11 protein-coding genes are annotated in these 18,352 nt (G+C 40.6%); 6 read left to right on the top strand and 5 right to left on the bottom strand.

Annotated features, from left to right (window positions below; translation table 11 throughout):
* Nucleotides 1-28: 28 nt before the first annotated feature.
* The 4 genes from ACNSN2_RS17210 to ACNSN2_RS17225 form a co-directional block, all read right to left on the bottom strand.
* Nucleotides 29-1,612, bottom strand: coding sequence for a carboxylesterase/lipase family protein (locus ACNSN2_RS17210; RefSeq protein ID WP_418609561.1), 1,584 nt, complete (start codon nucleotides 1,610-1,612; stop codon nucleotides 29-31).
* 2 nt (nucleotides 1,613-1,614) lie between these two features.
* Entirely contained in the window at nucleotides 1,615-2,472 is an 858-nt protein-coding gene (locus ACNSN2_RS17215; protein ID WP_418609559.1) for a chlorophyllase/cutinase-like alpha/beta fold protein, read from the bottom strand.
* Between the two features lie 147 nt (nucleotides 2,473-2,619).
* On the bottom strand, nucleotides 2,620-6,045 hold the full coding sequence (locus tag ACNSN2_RS17220) for a LamG-like jellyroll fold domain-containing protein (protein ID WP_418609557.1): 3,426 nt from the start codon (nucleotides 6,043-6,045) through the stop codon (nucleotides 2,620-2,622).
* A gap of 372 nt (nucleotides 6,046-6,417) precedes the next feature.
* Entirely contained in the window at nucleotides 6,418-7,377 is a 960-nt protein-coding gene (locus ACNSN2_RS17225; protein WP_054201310.1) for a glycoside hydrolase family 43 protein, read from the bottom strand.
* A 402-nt stretch (nucleotides 7,378-7,779) separates the two neighbouring features.
* Between ACNSN2_RS17225 and ACNSN2_RS17230 the strand changes: the two genes are divergently transcribed.
* From ACNSN2_RS17230 to ACNSN2_RS17250, 5 genes are all read left to right on the top strand, one after another.
* Nucleotides 7,780-10,587 (top strand): TonB-dependent receptor, encoded by a 2,808-nt coding sequence (locus ACNSN2_RS17230; protein ID WP_418609554.1) that lies wholly within the window; start codon nucleotides 7,780-7,782, stop codon nucleotides 10,585-10,587.
* A gap of 287 nt (nucleotides 10,588-10,874) precedes the next feature.
* Complete coding sequence (locus ACNSN2_RS17235) at nucleotides 10,875-12,212, top strand: MFS transporter (protein WP_010389191.1); 1,338 nt, start codon at nucleotides 10,875-10,877, stop codon at nucleotides 12,210-12,212.
* Between the two features lie 14 nt (nucleotides 12,213-12,226).
* Nucleotides 12,227-13,171: a glycoside hydrolase family 43 protein gene (locus ACNSN2_RS17240; protein ID WP_418609552.1), complete on the top strand. Its 945-nt coding sequence runs from the start codon at nucleotides 12,227-12,229 to the stop codon at nucleotides 13,169-13,171.
* 22 nt (nucleotides 13,172-13,193) lie between these two features.
* Nucleotides 13,194-15,641 (top strand): beta-L-arabinofuranosidase domain-containing protein, encoded by a 2,448-nt coding sequence (locus tag ACNSN2_RS17245; RefSeq protein ID WP_418609549.1) that lies wholly within the window; start codon nucleotides 13,194-13,196, stop codon nucleotides 15,639-15,641.
* 10 nt (nucleotides 15,642-15,651) lie between these two features.
* Nucleotides 15,652-16,083, top strand: coding sequence for an FKBP-type peptidyl-prolyl cis-trans isomerase (locus tag ACNSN2_RS17250; RefSeq protein WP_418609547.1), 432 nt, complete (start codon nucleotides 15,652-15,654; stop codon nucleotides 16,081-16,083).
* Nucleotides 16,084-16,165: 82 nt separating this feature from the next.
* Here the strand turns inward: ACNSN2_RS17250 and ACNSN2_RS17255 are convergent, their stop codons facing one another.
* Nucleotides 16,166-17,176: an arabinan endo-1,5-alpha-L-arabinosidase gene (locus tag ACNSN2_RS17255; RefSeq protein ID WP_418609545.1), complete on the bottom strand. Its 1,011-nt coding sequence runs from the start codon at nucleotides 17,174-17,176 to the stop codon at nucleotides 16,166-16,168.
* Nucleotides 17,177-17,280: 104 nt separating this feature from the next.
* Here ACNSN2_RS17255 and ACNSN2_RS17260 point away from each other — a divergent pair, with 104 nt between their 5' ends.
* Nucleotides 17,281-18,309 carry a family 43 glycosylhydrolase gene (locus ACNSN2_RS17260; protein ID WP_010389186.1) on the top strand — a complete coding sequence of 343 codons (1,029 nt, stop codon included), beginning with the start codon at nucleotides 17,281-17,283 and terminating at the stop codon, nucleotides 18,307-18,309.
* Nucleotides 18,310-18,352 lie beyond the last annotated feature (43 nt).

The raw sequence follows: 18,352 nt of genomic DNA on the forward strand, positions 1-18,352 counted from the left end.
TAGTGGCTTTTATTTGGTTTGCTGCAAATTAGTGAATTTTATTAGCCCATTTTTCACCAGCTGGTGTCCGGCGCCATTTAAAATACTCATCAAGTGTTTCTAAAGCTTGTTTGTCGGGTACAGGGCCTAATTTAGCTTGCTGTTGAAAATACATAGTACTTGGCTTTTCGTTATTAAACGCAGGCCAATGGGGCAGGGTATTGTCATTTGGGTTGCCATTTTTGGCAAAGTTAGTCCAATAGGTAGCCATTATTTGTGACATTTTTAAATCGTTTTTGGTTACATTAGGGTCTGACTTATTAAGGTTTTTAAACATATAGGCAATTTCATGGCCATGGCCAGCACCATGATCTTCATTTTTGGCGCCTTTTTCACGCTTTGGGTGATGGTCGAAGTAATAAAAGTATGCAGGGGCTTTACCATACTGACTTTGTAACTTAGCCCAACTCCATGTATGCCAACCAAATGCTGCATCGCGAACTAGATTTCGAGCACTGCGAGGAATGCTGTTTTTTGCAACAGGGTAAGCTTCAAGTAAGCTCGGTGCAAATTGACCAAAACGGGTTTTTACTCCATCAACAAAATTATTAACATCAGGGTCCCACACAAAGCTGACGCCTTCATCGGAATTATAGCCAACTAAGGCTGGGACATCATTAAACTTGCCTTGTTGATAGAGTTTATATTGGTCACCTTTGATCACATAACCGTCAACGATAGGCCAGCCACCAGGCAGTGACCATCCTTTTGGAATAAAGGTGTCTGCGCTCATTTTACGCAGCTGTGCAATGGAGGTTGTGCCAAACTGTTTTACATAGTCGAAACCTTCTGCTTGAGCCTGCTCTAAGGTCGACATGTTTTCACCAGGGTAGTTTTTAATGCGAGTAGGGCCAAATGAACCGCCACTTTGCGAAATAACTTTGTTAAATAGACCACTTGCTAACGGTGACGCTGCAAGCATACTCACTGATATACCGCCCGCGGATTCACCCGCAATAGTGACATTGTTAGCATCACCACCAAAATAGCTGATATTGTTTTTAAGCCACTTTAAGGCGGCTATTTGATCGAGCAAACCATAATTACTCGACACCCCAGCTGGGCTTTCTTTATTAAGTTCCGGATGGGCTAAAAAACCTAATTGACCGACACGATAGGCGATAGACACTACGATAACGCCTTTATTCGCAAGTTCACTACCATCAAAAATAGGATCGGATGAACTGCCAAAACTAAAGCCTCCCCCGTAAATCCAAACTAATACAGGGAGCTTGTCTTTATCAGATTGTGCTGGCGTCCAAATATTTAAATATAAACTATCTTCGCTGATCCCAGATACAGGGTCACCAGCTTGAATTGGGGCGGGTGCATATGCTTGTGCTTTAAGGACCCCTTGCCATTTTTCTGCTGGTTGTGGGGCTTTCCAGCGAAGCTCGCCTACGGGGGGCTTGGCAAACGGCACACCTTTAAAAATAGCCAGGTTTTGCTGAGCTGTGCCTTGTAGTTTACCTTGTGTCACATTCACTTGGGTTAGCGGCTCTGCGTGAACAGTGACCGTTGTTGCAGTAAATAATGCTGCCCATAAAAACCGCTTAAGTGTTGCTGTGTTCATAATCATTCCTTTTCAAATTGCTTTGCTTTTATATCCCAACTGACAAAATCAGCGGTTTGGCCCTGTAAAAATAACTCTGTATTGCTTTGTTTATCTTTTAATTGCCAATCCAACCATTTAATCGCTAACTTTGAGAACGACCCACCAAACGGCTGTTCAAACGTACCAGAGTGTCCAGCTGTTTTATGATTAGCAAACACAATAGGCACATGATTTATGCGTTGATAATCAAGCTTGGCATTGTCAGTGGCAATATCAGTGGGTCCACCAACAAGGTAGATAACAGGCGCATGCAAGTTTTGCAGTGACTTAACATCAGCGTTTGCCATGGTCATATCACCAATACCTGAATTAAACATTAAATAACTGCTGACCCTTTTATCTGCCCCTGTGGCAAGTAGTTGCGCGCCGCCACATGATTGGCCTGCAATAGCGATTTTCTCAAGATTTGCGCTTTGGTAAAATTCACTCAGCGGATTTGCAGATTGCGCTGTGATCCAATCAATCGCGTGAGGGATCATGCTATTACTGGCTTTATTTAAGGGCCTGTCATCAAGGCTTTTTTGCATTTTTCCTAATGCAATCAATAAGTAACCATGCGAGGCAATGTCTGAGAGCATATGCTCAAAGGGATATGATGTATCCATACAGCCGCCATTAGCAAAGACTACAACGGGTAATTTTATTGACTGATTTAACTCGTTCGGGCGGTATATAACATAGTTACCTAACGAGGTTTCAGTGGCTGCAATGGCGCTAAATAGGCCACTGCCACCTTGATCTATCACTTTAAAGTCGGCTGTTTTAGCAAAGCCAAGTGAGGGTATCAAGCATAGTAAGGTGATTAAAAGACGTTGCATAGCTCCTTCCTTAGTTAATATTGTATTATAAATACCACTGTATATGATGTTGTGTTTGTTGAAAATAAAAAGTTAAAAAAAAGCCAGACTCTCGTCTGGCTTTTTATGACAACAAACTATTGGGTAAGGCAGCTCACCCTAAATAGCTTACTCTTGTGCAGTAGCTGCATCGTAGAGTGCTTTGATTGCGTCAGCATCGATTGCGCCGTTAAATACTTTTAACTCATCAACCGCGCCGTTGTATGGTGTATCCCAGTAGTTTACACCTAACGCAAATTCATTGGTTTCGCCCTCAACAGTAAACACGCGAGGGAAGCCACCTGCTTCAATTTTAAGCTCACCGTTTAAATACATCTTCAAGGTGTCACCGTTGGTTCCGTCAACAGTGAAGGCAACATGTGACCACTCTTTGGCTGGCAGTCGCATGCCTAAATCACCATTATCAAAAAACGCACCGCCGCCATTTGCCCAAAGGCGAGTCGTATTCGAATCAACCATCGAAGGCACTAGACTTATCCAAGATGCCGAGCTTGCACCTGCAAAAAATGCAGTGGTGTAATCTGAGAACGTTTCCGGCTTTAACCACATAGACACAGAGTAATCATTGGTAGTGATCAAGTTATTTGGTAAACGAACCCCTGAACCTTGTAGGAATACTGCTTGGCCTTTAATACCTTCAACAAAAGTGACGTTACCGCCAGTGTTATCAATACGGTCGCCAGTAGGCTTGGCGTTTGCGTAAGCTGCTTTAAGTTCAGCTAAGTCGCCTTCAAAACTATATTCTGCAGGGGCAAGTGATTTAACGGTAACTTCAAAAGTTTTGGTATCGGTAAAGTCTTTATAGTTAATTGTTGCAGTTAAAGTAACAACTTGGTCACCCGTATTGGCGCTTGGCTGATTAACAACGGCAGTGCCATTAACCGGTTTTAAGAACTCCTCATTATTTGATGTCCAGCTAATCCCTGACACAAATGGCCCAACACGAGGCAATTCAAAGCTTTCACGTATGGCAGTCACATCACCTAAATCAAGTGCATCCGTAATGAAGGTTTCAAACTTAGTAGGATCAGTTAGGTTATTTATCGCTGCACCATTGATATCTAAGCTGTTTAATGCGTAATCATAGACAATAAATTCATCGATTTGACCTTGGAATGGTGTATCCCAGCCAAAATTTACACCCAGTGCAAATTTAGCTGTATCAGCACTAAACATATCAGGGCGTGGCATTGAGCCAACAAGTGAGCCGTTAGAGTAGTATTTCATTGTGCCATTGGCATAATTAATAGTGACATGGTTCCATTCACCTGGCGTGGCACCTTGAGTCATCTCAATTTGATTCCACTGCTCAACCTCTGGTTCAACTAGGTAGCGACTCCATAAAATTGTATTTGTGGTGAAATGAGGCGCGCCCCCCGGGATATAACTTACCCAGCGATCAGCGTTTTCAGCGGCAAAAAAGGCAGGGCTATAGCCAGTTACAACGTCAGGTTTAGACCAAAATGAAACTGTGTAGCTATCTGAGTTGATTATGTCATCAGGTAAACGAACACCGGTTGCACCATCAAAGTTAAATGCTTGGCCTGTTTGACCGGCAGTATAGGCCGGCGTACCAACACCTGTATTGTCCAAGTTGTTATCAGTGGTCATGGCATCAGCAAGGTTGCTTAAATTATCTGTTAAGCCGTTTTCAAAGCTATAGTGCGCAATCGCATTTTTAAATACGGGGCGCGCTTTTAGATTCACATTGAACGTTTTGGTGATAGTTTCACCATTAAGTGACATATTAGCGGTTAATGTAACTGCTTGATCGCCCCGATCAGGGGTGGGAATAAATACGGAGCCATTTGCATCAATGTAATATTCATTACTTGATTCCCAGCGAATAGTCGTACCCGCTTTCCCTTTGGTTGGCAATGAACAACCTTCATCATCAATTGTCAGCTCAGTTTTTATATCCAGTGCATCGCTCACGGTTGCTAGAACACTGGCAGTTTCATCAATTTCCGCTACTTTACTGCCCCAGACTGTGGTGTTTTCTAGTGATACTGCAGAGAAAGTAACCACTAAGTCTTGCTTTCCATCATCCCATTGCCATTTAGCCACACCGTAGTAAGTGCCAGACTCAAGTTCAAGTTTAACGCTTGAATCATCAACCATGTACCAAATACCAGTTTCATCACCTGTTACTGAATGATCGGCATTTAAAGCAATGTGCGTAGAGCGCACTGCGCTGGTATTAACATCAGTCCCATGGTTTATAAATTTGTAGTAACCGTATAGTTGCTCAGCCACCACTAAATTATCACCCTCTAGAGGCACATAACGTTGCGGTGAGGTTACCGGCCAACCGGTTGAATTAATGAACATCTCATGCACGCGAACTTGGTGAGCTTCACTCGCTGTTGGAAACGGTGTAGAGGTTTGTGGGAAACGCGTGTGGGTAATCAATAAGTGACGGCCAGTCGCTTCGTCGTAATGGGCAGAGTTATGGCCCGGTGATTGATAACCCCATGCTGGTGAGGTTTCCCCTAGCTCTTGGGTGTATTCAAAGCCACCTAATAGTTTTTCACCAATCTCTAAACCACCAACAGCGGCAATATCATTGCCTGCGGTATCTAAGTATGGGCCATCCGGAGTTTTTGAACGTGCTACACGAATGTTATAGCCACCGTTTACATCAAAACCAGCTACTGAGTAAAATAAATAATAGTAGTCACTTTCAGTGCTATACATAGCAAAGGCGCCTTCAATAGCTCTAAAGTCACCACCCACCAAATGTTTACCATAGCCTTGCTCAGCATCTGGCGTACCCGTTTCTTCATCCATTGCCAGTACAAAGATACCGCCAGAATATGAACCATAAACCATCCATAATTGGCCATCTTTATCATAAAAGGCAGCTGGGTCAATGGCATTCGGGTCAACGGCGCCATTCCACGTTGTTTGGCCGTTATCAAGAGGGTACTGTGCAAACTCTTCATCGTTGCGATAGCCACTGCGTAAAAATACGCCTTTATTTTTATATGGACCTTCAATATTATCAGCTTCTGCAAGGCCTAAGTATGAGCGGTTCCAGCATACTTCATCGACTACATCGGGTGTGTCAGGATTATCTTGAGCGCAATGGTTATAGTAAAACCAAAACTTGCCATTGGGTGCTTTAACAACATCAGCAGCCCAGTTACCAGTAAAGCCATCTGTCCATTGAATACCCTCTGCAATTTCGCTCGTGTAATTAAAGTCAAAAAGCGGGCTTTCATTCACGGCTTCATTAGCGGAAAGGCTTGAAATCATTTCCCAGTTTAATAAGTCTGTTGATTTTGCTGCCGCTAAATGCGAACCAAAAATGTAATAAGTACCGTCAGTTTCAATGACTGATGGATCGTGCACACCAACATAAGTAACCGCCACATTACCTCGTTCATTGTATTTAACACTATCACTGACAGTTGGTTTGGTACTTTGTGGCTGGGCAACTGCTGGTGATGACTCAAGCTTAGTGCCTTCCTCGGAGCATGCTGTAACAGCTAAAGCGCAGGTGATCACCATCGCTAATTTGGTTAGTTTCATTTTTGTGTGTCCTCTTTATATCGAGATATTGTTGTTATTTAATTATGTGTTCAATGAATGCCAGAGTCTGAAATGCAAACTAAAATGCTATTATAATTTTATAGTACAATTTTAACTGTGCAAGTTTATTACATGAGTAAATTTCTTGTTAATTGCGTTGCGTGTCTAACTTGTTAATTTATAAGTTATTTTATTTTTTTTAGGTAGGTTGGATAAATATTTAGCTGACTAAAGAAAGCAGTGATTAACATAAAATAGATACAAGGGTTATTTTATGATGTTATTTTTAAATAGTTGAAGATTTTGATTCTGACAGATTTAAGTGAGGAGCATTTATGGTTTAAAAATGCTCCTACACGAGTTATGTGCTAGCTAGTTTTGGCTTTCAATCCCTTCGGATGTCATTATTACGCGTTTTAATGAACCATCTTTATTGTAATATAGCGGGTCTATTGCCACCGAGCGGCGAAAGCGTCCGCCACTGGGCTTACCGTCTTTTGGTGGTACTGCGCCAGTGTGATAAATAAAGTAACTTTTACCTTTAAATTCTATAATTGACTGATGATTAGTTTCACTGTTTCCTGCAATTTCATTTAAAATGCCTTTATATTCCCATGGACCATGAACACTTTTACTCATGGCATAACAGATTTTTTCAGGGAACTCGCATGCATAAGAAACATAATAGTATTCATCTTTCTTATGAACCCACAGTGCTTCGGTAAAGTTTGGTAAATCAATGGTTTTAATTTCACCATCGAGATGAAGTAAGTCATCACTAAGTTTTACATATTTAGGTATTAAGTTGCCAAAAAATAGGTAGGTATCACCGTTCTCTTCTTCATAGATAGCCGGATCAATATCATCCCAATCATTAGGAGTGTGTTTAGTCATGTCATCGGTAACAAGAGCGTGACCGATAGCATCTTTAAATGGGCCTGTGGGTGACTTTGATGTTGCAACACCAATAGCAAAACCGGGTTTAGTATCATCATGGCGCACAGTGGTGAAAAAATAAAAGGTACCGTTGCGCTCGATCATATGCGATGCCCATGCCTCTCCTTTCGCCCATTTAAAGTCAGTAGCTTTCATAATTGGGCCGTGTTTTTTCCAATTCATCATATCGGTTGAGGAAAATGCGAGCCAGTCATGCATTTCAAAAAAAACATCGTTGTTAGGAGCTTCATCGTGGCCAGTATAAAGATAAACCGTGTTGTTGTGTACAAGTGCAGCAGGATCAGCAGTAAATATATCTTTGAAAAGTGGATTTTGTGCAATAGCCAAGCTACTCGAAAGTAATAAAGGCACAGTAAGGTATTTTAAATTAAACATTAGTTCTCCCCATGGGTAGTAATGTAGTGAACAAAAGATGCTTTAAAAATTACAAGTATAATAACAAAAGTCAATAATTTGTATTATTATATTTTCATTGTGAAAATATAGAGTGCTATCTAGTTTTTATTTTAAATTCATTATTATCAGTGCTTTGCCTTTTAAATCTAAATGTAGTTAATGGGGGAATTAGTTTTATGCTGCTTATTTTTAATTCAAAAATTATATTGACTGTTAAATAATCATACAATACTATTAAATTGAGGCAGCAATTAATTAACATATCAACACAATACACAAATCAATATTCTCAACTGACAACAAGCATATTGAAGTGGTAAACCAGAGACAGAAGCACCTAATTAATCTGTCAATATAACTATAATTTGGAGAGCACCGCTAATGTTAAAAAGAACACACATAGCTAGCGCAATTTTAATGGCAATATCGACTCAATTTGCCTATGCACAACAAGAGCAAACACAAGCTCAAAAAGTAGATGCCGATGCAATAGAGGTTATTGAGGTATCGGGAATACGTGGAAGTTTAAATAAAGGTTTGAACATTAAGCGACAGTCATTACAAGTTGTTGATGCGATTGTTGCCGAAGATATAGGTAAGTTTCCAGATAACAACGTTGTTGAGGCGCTACAACGGGTAACAGGCATACAGGTTACCGACCGTGGTGCTGGCGAGGTAAACACAGTATCTATCCGAGGTTTGACGGACGTGACAACAACGGTCAATGGTCGACAAGTATTTACAGCTTCAGGTCGTAATGTAGCGCTTGCAGATATTCCAGCAGCTTTATTAGAAAGTGTTGATGTATTCAAAACGCGTTCCGCTTCGCAAGTAGGTAGTGGTATTGCAGGTCAAATTGATATCAAAACTCAGCGTCCATTTAACTTTGATGGTTCAAAAGTAGTTGTTTCTGCTCGGGGAGTTTACCAAGACCAAGTAGAAGATGTTGATCCAATTTTATCTGCACTGGCGAGTAATCGCTGGGAGTCAAGCATGGGGGAGTTTGGTGCGTTGATCAACCTCTCATATGCTGAAACAAATTATCGTGACCAAAATATGGCCGCAGGTGCAATGGTACCATTTATGACTCTTAATCCGGCTACAGGGTTTGCGCCGTTCGAACGAATTCAGGTTAAAGATGGGCGTGTAAGTGAAAACCCTATTTGGCAACCAGGGCTCGAGAATGGCTTACCATATCAATCTGGCTCAACGCTTGATGTTAATGGTGTGCCAACTGAATATTATCTGTCACGCGATGCCGTTTTTTCTAATGACTTAACTGGTAAGCGTGAACGCCCAGCAGCTAACCTTTCATTGCAATGGCGCCCTAATAGCGACTCACAATATACATTTGAAGCATTTTATAATGGTTTCCGCAATGAATCATTTAATTCACTTAGTTTTACTTTTGTCGATTTTTGGGGGCAGGCTGACAACATGGCTCCACCAGTAACGTTTGATGGCACTAATGTTATAAAAGAGCGTTATGTTGATGTGCCCTATGGCTTCAATAGTGGTGATTTAACTGTAAGTCAAACAGACAGCTACGTGTTTGCATTAGGTGGAGAATGGACTATTAATGATAACTTTAATTTGTCTTCTGAAGTTTATTATCAGAATAGTAAGTTTGAAACTGAGTTTTTAGCAATGCGAAGTGAACGTGTTGCCTATGGTTTAAATGTTGATTTCAATGATAAGGATGGCATGCCGGGACTAGAATACTTAGATAACCCTGCGACATCCGTTAATGAAGCTGATTTAACCGATACCTCTCAATGGAATGTTGCTCAACTGTATGATAATGGTGGTAATCGCAAAGGTGATTCATTAACGTTTACATTAGATGGTGAACTGTTTGTCAATACTTATGGTTTTGATGAAGTGAACTTTGGTATTAAGTACGATAGTAAAGGAGCTTCAGAAGCGTCACGAGAATCTAGATTTGACGTAGATATTCTTGGGCAATCCTTTTCATCACTGGACGAGAGTTTAGCTTCAGTAAATGAAGATTTTTTTGATAGCAAAGCAAACTGGCCATCATCTTGGGTTGCACCAAGTGGTCACTATATTCATGCTAATCGTGGCTATTTCCGTGAACTATACGGCATAAAACCTGAAAGTTTATTACTAGAAAAAACATTCGATGTTGAGGAGAAGTCTTACGCGGCTTATATTCAAGGTAATTTTTCAAGCACATTATTTGGTCGTGAAATTGATGGCCAAGTAGGTCTTCGCTACGAAAATGCTAAAGTAGATATGACCTTCTTTGATATTGATCAAAACCCTACCGCTGTTAGTTCGGCAGAAAATAGTTCATCGGCTTGGTTACCTAGCTTTGTTGTCCGTTACCATTTAAGCGAGGATTTACTTGCCCGTGCAGCCTACACTCAGACTATTCGTCGCCCTGAGTTTTCACAGCTAAATTCGTTTATATATTATACTGAAGATGTAACGGATATTGGTTATGGGACTGCAAATGGGGGAAATCCAAGTATAGAGCCCGTTGAATCGAAAAACTATGATTTAACATTAGAGTGGTATTTTGCAGAAGCAAGTTCACTCTATGGGACATTATTTAAGCGCGATATTGAAGGGTTTGTTTACGGCTCTAACCGTATTATTCAATATCAAGGCCCAGATGCGACTGAACCTGAGGATTATATCCTTACTCAACCAGATAATTCGTCAAATGGAACATTGAATGGTTTAGAATTAGGTCTTGTGTATTTCCCTGACAACTTGCCTGATTGGTTAATGGGTGCAGGTGTTCAAGCGAGTGCTACCCTACTTGATTCAAAACAAGACTTACCAAAGTATAATGATGTAGGTGAGTTAGTTGGTACAGATTCGCGTGATATGTTTGGTGTGTCTGAATTATCTTACTCAACAGTTCTCATTTATGAACGTGAAGACTTTGATATACGTTTGGCCTATCTATGGCGTGATGATTTCTTAAATAGTTACGAGGCAGCACAGTTTGCTAACCCGCTGGGTATATACCGTAGCCCTGAGAAGAGCTTAGATTTTCAGATAAGCTATGATGTTACAGAAGATCTGATGGTGACATTTGATGGTACTAACTTAACACAAGAGACGTATCAAAGTTATTACGAGTACCCAACTACTCATAATTCAAATAATGCACTATATAGCCGCACGTTTGCATTAGGTGTGCGTTACTCTTTCTAATAATCTACTTAAATTAAAGCCTCAGACTACCTGAGGCTTTTTTATTGTGAAGGTAGTACGTTTAATTCCCACCTTATCTTTACGAAAATAGTTGCATGCTAATTAGTATGATAATACTATTTATGTTATTAGCATTAAGTTTACAAAAATAACGAATTCAATGAACATCACAATGCTTTGCAATCGAAATTAGATTCGATACTTGTATAACATATTAATAATGATGGTCTTTTTTCTTTTTTAAATATGTTGCTTTATATAACATATTTTAAAAATCAGGTAGTTGTATGGAAAATCAAAAGTTATCAGTTGTTGAAAAAGTCGGTTTTGGTGCCGGTGATATGGCAGTAAACGTTATGGTTGCTGCATTATTTTATTTTATGTCGTTTTTCTACACCGACATTTATGGTCTTGACCCTGTTGATATGGGGATTTTATTTTTAGTTGCACGTTTTGTTGATGCGTTTACTGACCCATTAATGGGCGTGATTACCGATAAAGTAAAAACACGCTGGGGGCAGTTCCGCCATTGGTTCTTATTTTTATCTGTGCCCTATGGGATTTCAATCGTTCTACTATTTACCACGCCAGATTTTGATTACAACATGAAGTTGGTATGGGCTTATCTTACCTATTTATTTGCCACCTTAATGTTTACTGGTGTGGCTATTCCTTATATTTCATATATCGGTGTATTAACCGCAGATCCAAAAGAGCGATTATCCGCAAACGGATACCGAATGTTTTTTGCCAAAATAGCGAATGTAGTTATTGTGTTTTCAGTTCCCTTACTAGCGTCTTTGTGGGGCGGTGGCGATATTGCTCATGGTTATAAACTGGCAATGATTTTAGTGTCCACTTGTGGTGTAGCATTGTTTCTATTTTGTTTTTTTACTACTCGTGAACGTATTACTCATGAACCTCAGACAGAAAGCATCGCAACACAATTTAAAACATTATTGAAAAACGATCAGTGGTTATTATTATGTGCTGCATGCGTGCTCGGTACTTTAGGTTACGCAATTCGTGGCAGTGTCGCTATGTATTATGCAACTTATTATTTAGGTGAACCAAGTCTTGCTGGAGCGTTTACCAGTGCTGGTATTGCCGCATCAATTGTATCTATGATCGCTAGTACATGGATCACCCAACGCTATTGTAAAATGAAGCTATTTCGTCAATCACAAATCGCGGTGTTATTCATATCTGTTGTAATGTATTTTGCTGTGCAACCTGGAGATGTATATCTTGCCTTCTTTTTATACATTATTCTTTCCTTTGTGGTTGATTTACACGCCCCTGTGTTTTGGTCAGCCATAGCTGAAGCCGTTGATTATGGTGAAATTAAAGACGGTGTACGTGCCTCAGGATTATCGTTTGGTGGCATCTCATTTTGCCAAAAAGCGGGTGGCGGGTTAGCAGGTCTTGCCGGTGGTTTACTATTAGCATTTTTTGAATACAAACCAAATGTTGAGCAAACAGAATTCACCTTGATGGGTCTTGCTTTAATGCTGACTGTTATTCCAGGAGTATTTCATGCATTGCTGGGCTTTATATTAAAGAAATACAAAATTACAGATCAATATTATACCGACATGGTTAAAAACCAACGGTTACCAGAATAATTTTAGGAGCATTTATGTCAACTTTACCTAAGCCTTTGATCCCACAACGTGCTGACCCATATATTCATAAGCACACAGATGGTTATTATTATTTTACCGCGTCTGTTCCTGCCTATGATGGCATTGAACTACGTCGTGCAAAGACGCTTGAAGGACTTGCAACGGCAACACCAAAAATGGTCTGGATGAAGCCACAAACAGGTCCGTACTCGGAGCTTATTTGGGCACCTGAGATCCATTTTAATGATGGCGCTTGGTATGTTTATTTTGCCGCAGCACCGAGTCGTGAAATTAAGCACGATTTATTTCAACACCGTATGTATGCAATTAGCTGTAAAGATGCGGATCCGATTGAAGGCGAGTGGCAGTTTTGCGGTCAAATTGAAACCCCATGGGATACTTTTTGTTTAGATGCCACGACTTTTTATCATAATGATGAGCTTTATTATTGTTGGGCACAAAAAGAACCAGGTGTAAAAGGTAACTCAAATCTGTACTTGGCAAAAATGTCATCACCAATAGAGATCTCTGGCGAAATCACGCGTTTAACCATCCCTGAACTTGATTGGGAAATAATTGGTTTTTGGGTGAATGAAGGCCCTAACGTACTTAAACGTAACGGTAAAATATTCTTAACGTATTCAGCCAGTGCCACCGATGAAAACTATGCTATGGGCTTGCTATATGCGGACCTAGATAGTGATTTATTAGATATAAATAGCTGGACTAAAGTACTAGAGCCGGTATTTCGTAGTAATGAGCCTAAGTCGATGTTTGGCCCCGGGCATAACAGTTTTACGCAAGATGAAAATGGTAATGACGTACTGGTTTATCACTGTCGTCAATATACTGAAATTGAAGGTGACCCACTGTGGAATCCAGATCGTCATACCTTCACAAAATCATTAAATTGGGATGATAACGGTATGCCTGTTTTTGGTAAACCTGGCGAACGATAAAAATAACAAAAGGACTCTGTGTATGTTTGATTTAGCAGCAAAAAAATTACCACACGTTATTAGTTTTTCACTTGCGGTAATGTTGTTATCGGCTTGCAGCGAACACCCAAATACAGATGATAAAACTGTTAATACGCATCATACACAGAGCACACCACAACAACTTTTTGCACTTGAGCAAGTTAGCTTAAGTGCAAGCCCGTTTTTACATGCCCAGCAAACTAACGTTCGTTATTTATTGGCATTGCACCCAGATCAATTATTAGCTCCTTACTTACGTGAAGCTGGTATCGAGCCCAAAGCGTCATCTTATGGTAATTGGGAAGACTCGGGACTTGATGGTCACATTGGCGGTCATTATTTATCGGCGTTAAGCCTTGCGTGGGCTGCAACTGGCGATGAAGAACTAAAGCGCCGTTTAGATTACATGTTAAATGAGCTACAACGCGCCCAACAGGTTAATGACGGTTATTTAGGAGGCATACCAAATGGTCAAGCAATGTGGCAACAAATTCATGATGGTAATATTAAAGCCGATTTATTTAGTTTAAATGATCGTTGGGTGCCACTTTATAACATAGACAAAATTTTTCATGGTCTGCGTGATGCTTATTTGATTGCAGGCAGTGAGCAAGCAAAAACAATGCTGTTTGGTTTAGGCGAATGGTTTTTAAACTTAACCTCTAAGTTAAGCGATGAACAAATTCAACAGATGCTATATTCAGAATACGGTGGTTTAAATGCGGTATTTGCTGATATGGCTACTATCGGTAATGATAAACGTTACTTAAAACTAGCACGTCAATTTACTCACCATAGCATTGTCGATCCGCTGTTAAAAAAACAAGATAAGCTAACTGGCTTACATGCTAATACCCAAATTCCAAAAATTATTGGTATGTTGAAGGTCGCTGAGGCCAGTGATGATGAAGCGTGGCAACAAGGCGCAGATTATTTTTGGCAAACAGTGACTAAAGAGCGCTCAGTGGCTATTGGTGGTAACAGTGTACGTGAGCATTTTCACGACAAAAAAGACTTTACCGCGATGGTTGAAGATGTTGAAGGCCCGGAAACCTGTAACACGTATAACATGATGAAACTCAGCAAGCTGCTGTTTCTGAAAACCGCGGACACTCGCTATTTAGAATACTACGAGCGCGCAACCTATAACCATATTTTATCGTCGCAACATCCTGAGCACGGTGGGCTTGTGTACTTTACGCCGATGCGTCCTGGGCACTATCGTATGTATTCATCGGTACAAGATTCAATGTGGTGTTGTGTCGGTTCGGGTATCGAAAATCATAGTAAATATGGTGAGCTGATCTACAGTAAAAATGACGATAACTTATGGGTAAATCTATTTATTTCAAGTACGCTTGATTGGCAGCAACAAGGCTTAAAAGTAACTCAACAAAGCCATTTTCCTGATGCTAATAATGTTACATTGGTTTTCAATACATTAGATAAAAAGGATAATTCACCAGCGCAGTTGCATATTCGTAAGCCAAGTTGGATCACGGGTGATTTACAGTTTAAGCTTAATGGCAAACCTATAAATGCCACTGCAGAGCAGGGTTATTACGCAATAAAACATGATTGGCATGATGGCGATAAACTCGCTTTTTCCTTAACCCCAAAGCTGTACACAGAGCAACTGCCGGATGGCCAAGATTACTATGCGGTATTGTATGGTCCTGTGGTAATGGCAACCAAAGTACAAGCGTTTAAAAACGAGCAGTTGAATTTTGTGGCAGACAACAGCCGCATGGGTCATATTGCAGCAGGGCCTACCTGTCCATCCGAAGCACTTCCTATCATGCTCAGTGAACCTGAGCAGTTTATTGCTGATTTAAAGCGAGCGCCTAGCGCTGAACTTGCATTTACCACAGATAAAAATGTCGCAATAGCCCAGCAGGGTATAGGGAGTACACAAACAACTCAGTTAATTCCGTTCTTTAGGCTTCATGATAGTCGCTATCAAGTTTACTGGCCGCAGCAAAGTGAAGCCGAATTTACTCAGTTCGTGAAAGATTCAAAAGCTGCTGAACAAGCAAAAGAGCAATTACGATTATTGACGGTTGACCAAATTACACCGGGTGAACAACAGCCTGAAGTAGAGCATGACTTTAAAGGCGAAAACACCCGCGCAGGCGTAAATAATGGCCACCATTGGCGTGATGCAACAGGTTGGTTTGAATACACATTAGCCAACCCAGAACAGCAAGCAGTGGCATTGCGTATTCGTTATTTTAATGCTGATGTAGGCCGTAAGTTTACCATCACTATTAATGGTGAGGTGTTGGCAAAAGTAAGTTTGCCGACTCAACAAACTGATACAGAATTTTATAGCATTGATTACCCGTTAACCGATGTAATGCAACAAGCATCATCGTTAACACTGCGTTTTAGCGCCGAGCAAGGCTCTATTGCTGGTGGTATTTACGGTATTCGCTTAATTAATAAGTAGCAGAGTGAGCATGACTTTACACCATACCCAGAGTAAGCACTCAAAAGTGAGTGAACGACGCTACCCACTTGCTGAGCAATATATCACGCAGCCTGGCGTGCACGTCACAGGTTCTGGTTTAATGTATCGTGTAATTGAGCTTGGCAGTGGTGAACCACCTTCATGGGATGCCACTGTTAAGGTGCAGCAGCGCGTGATGACTGCAACAGGGCATGTGCTTTATGATACGCGGCAAATCGAGCAATTGGCAGAGTATGAAATAGCAGAAGCGATAGAAGGTTTGCAAGAAGCACTCATGCTGATGCCGAAAGGCAGCCGTTACGAGCTTTTGATTTTACCGCATCTTGCCTACGATATTTACAGTGTGGCACTTAACGAGTCATTAGCGGCCAGTAGTGAACAGCTTATTTTTATGGATATTACTCTAATCGATTTTAATTAAGATACAAATTGAGTATTAAATTAAAGTATAAAAAAACCTGCAATTTGCAGGTTTTTTTAGTTTCATTATTTATACTGTTGCATTACTTCTCAATCAGCTTAGTGGTGCGCTTGTTTAGATCTTTGCTATCAACTACTGGCCAGTTATCGTCCCAAGTCATCGGTAGGATACGTAATTTTTGTAAGCCGTTATCAGCGCTTTCATAGGCATGAAGTACTAAATAGTCTTTTCCATCAAAGGTGTAGGCGGCATTATGGCCAAGTGCTGCCCAGTCTTTATTACCTTCGATCACCAGTGAACCACCGCCATTATTTAAGTCTCGACCTTCTTTATCAAGGTAAGGGCCTTCTACATTCTTACTGCGCCCTACACGAACATTATAAGTACTGTCTAAACCTTGGCAGCATTTATCAAACGATACAAATAAATAGTAATAGCCATTCTTTTTAAAGATATACGGCGCTTCTACAGGGCCGTGTTCAGTGTTAGGGCGGGCTGAAATGCTATGCCATTCTTGCGGTTGAGCAAGTCGTACCATATCATCATCAAGTTTTACTAATTTAAGGCCACCCCAAAACGAACCAAAACTCATCCACGGCGTGCCGTTGTCATCTTCAACAATAGCAGGGTCAATCGCGTTCCAGTTATCACGCTCAGGCACAGACTGTATAACTATACCGTGATCTATCCATTTATAATCGGGTGATTTAGGGTCTAGAGTTTCGTTAACCGTTACACCAATCGCAGAGGTGTTTTTACCAAACGCAGACACAGAATAATAAAGATAAAATTTGCCATCTTTTTGGTATACATCCGGCGCCCAAAGGTGGCCACCAAAGTCACTGGCAATGCGTTTTGCCCAGCTTGGCTCATCTTTAAATACGCGGCCAGTAAGCTGCCAATTTTTCATGTCTTTTGATTCGTAATAAGTGATCCCCATACCCGTGCTAAAGACGTAATAGGTATCGCCTTCTTTAGTCATTACAGGGTCGTGTACTTCAACTTGTTTAGCCATGGAATTACTTGCTAAACAAAGTAATGTACTTGCACCGAGCAGTTTACATGTATGAGCGAACTTTTTTGCGCGTTTCATAGTTGCCTACCTTTTTTATTTTATTCATTACACTTATTCAGCTACTATAATATAAGTAATACAATATTAACAATGGAAATTAAACTATAAAAATAGGAAATACCATGGCCAAGAATCTGATTGCCACTGCAATGGTAAGCGTACTTAGTATGTCATGCTTTTACAGTGTTGCAGAGGCAAATAATAATCCAACATTGATGCCAATTGATAACCCAATTGTTTTGCAACGCGCTGATCCTTGGTTGGTCCGCGATGAAAAAACCGGTTGTTATACCTTTATTGGTACATCCCCTAAATTTGATGAAATAGAGCTTCGTCAAGCGTGCCGAATTAATGACTTGAAACTAGCAGAGCCAAAAGTGATTTGGCATAAAAATGAAAAAGGCCCAATGAGTACCAATATTTGGGCACCAGAGCTACATAAAGTTGATGGCAGTTGGTATATTCATTTTGCAGCGGGTGATGTAGAAAAGCCGTTTAGTATCCGCATGTATGTGCTTAAAAATGACAGTAAAAACCCGATGAACGGCCAATGGCAAGAAATGGGTCAGTTAAAAACCCACCTTGATAGTTTTTCATTGGACGCTACAACATTTAGCCATAAAGGTAAGCGTTATTTAGTGTGGGCACAGCAAAACCAACCCGCAACGTATAACTCCGCATTGTGGGTTGCACAAATGGATTCACCAACATCGATAAAAGAGCCAATAGTTAATATTTCAGAGCCAACACTTGATTGGGAATTACAAGGCTATAAGGTGAATGAAGGAGCCGCAGTGATGGTCCGTGAGGGAAAAGTACTACTTACGTATTCTGCCAGTGCGACTGATCATCGATATGCAATGGGCTTGTTATGGGCCGATGCAGATGCCGATTTACTCGACCCAGCAAGCTGGCATAAGAGGCAGCAGCCAATTTTTGCTAGTAACGAAAAAGTAGGGCGCTTTGGTCCAGGTCACAATAGTTTTGTAAAAGCAGAGGACGGTGTTACAGACTTATTAATTTACCACAGCCGTGATTATAAAGAGCTTAAAGGAACACCGTTAACAGATCCAAATCGCCATGCTCGAGCGCGTATAATAAAGTGGGATGACCAAGGATTTCCTATTCTTTCGCCAGAGTTTCCGGACTAACTATAGAGCTGATAATAAAAAAGGAGCCTGTTGCTCCTTTTTA

The organism is Pseudoalteromonas sp. US3C1013, from assembly GCF_048401115.1.
Taxonomy (GTDB): Bacteria; Pseudomonadota; Gammaproteobacteria; order Enterobacterales; family Alteromonadaceae; genus Pseudoalteromonas; species Pseudoalteromonas undina.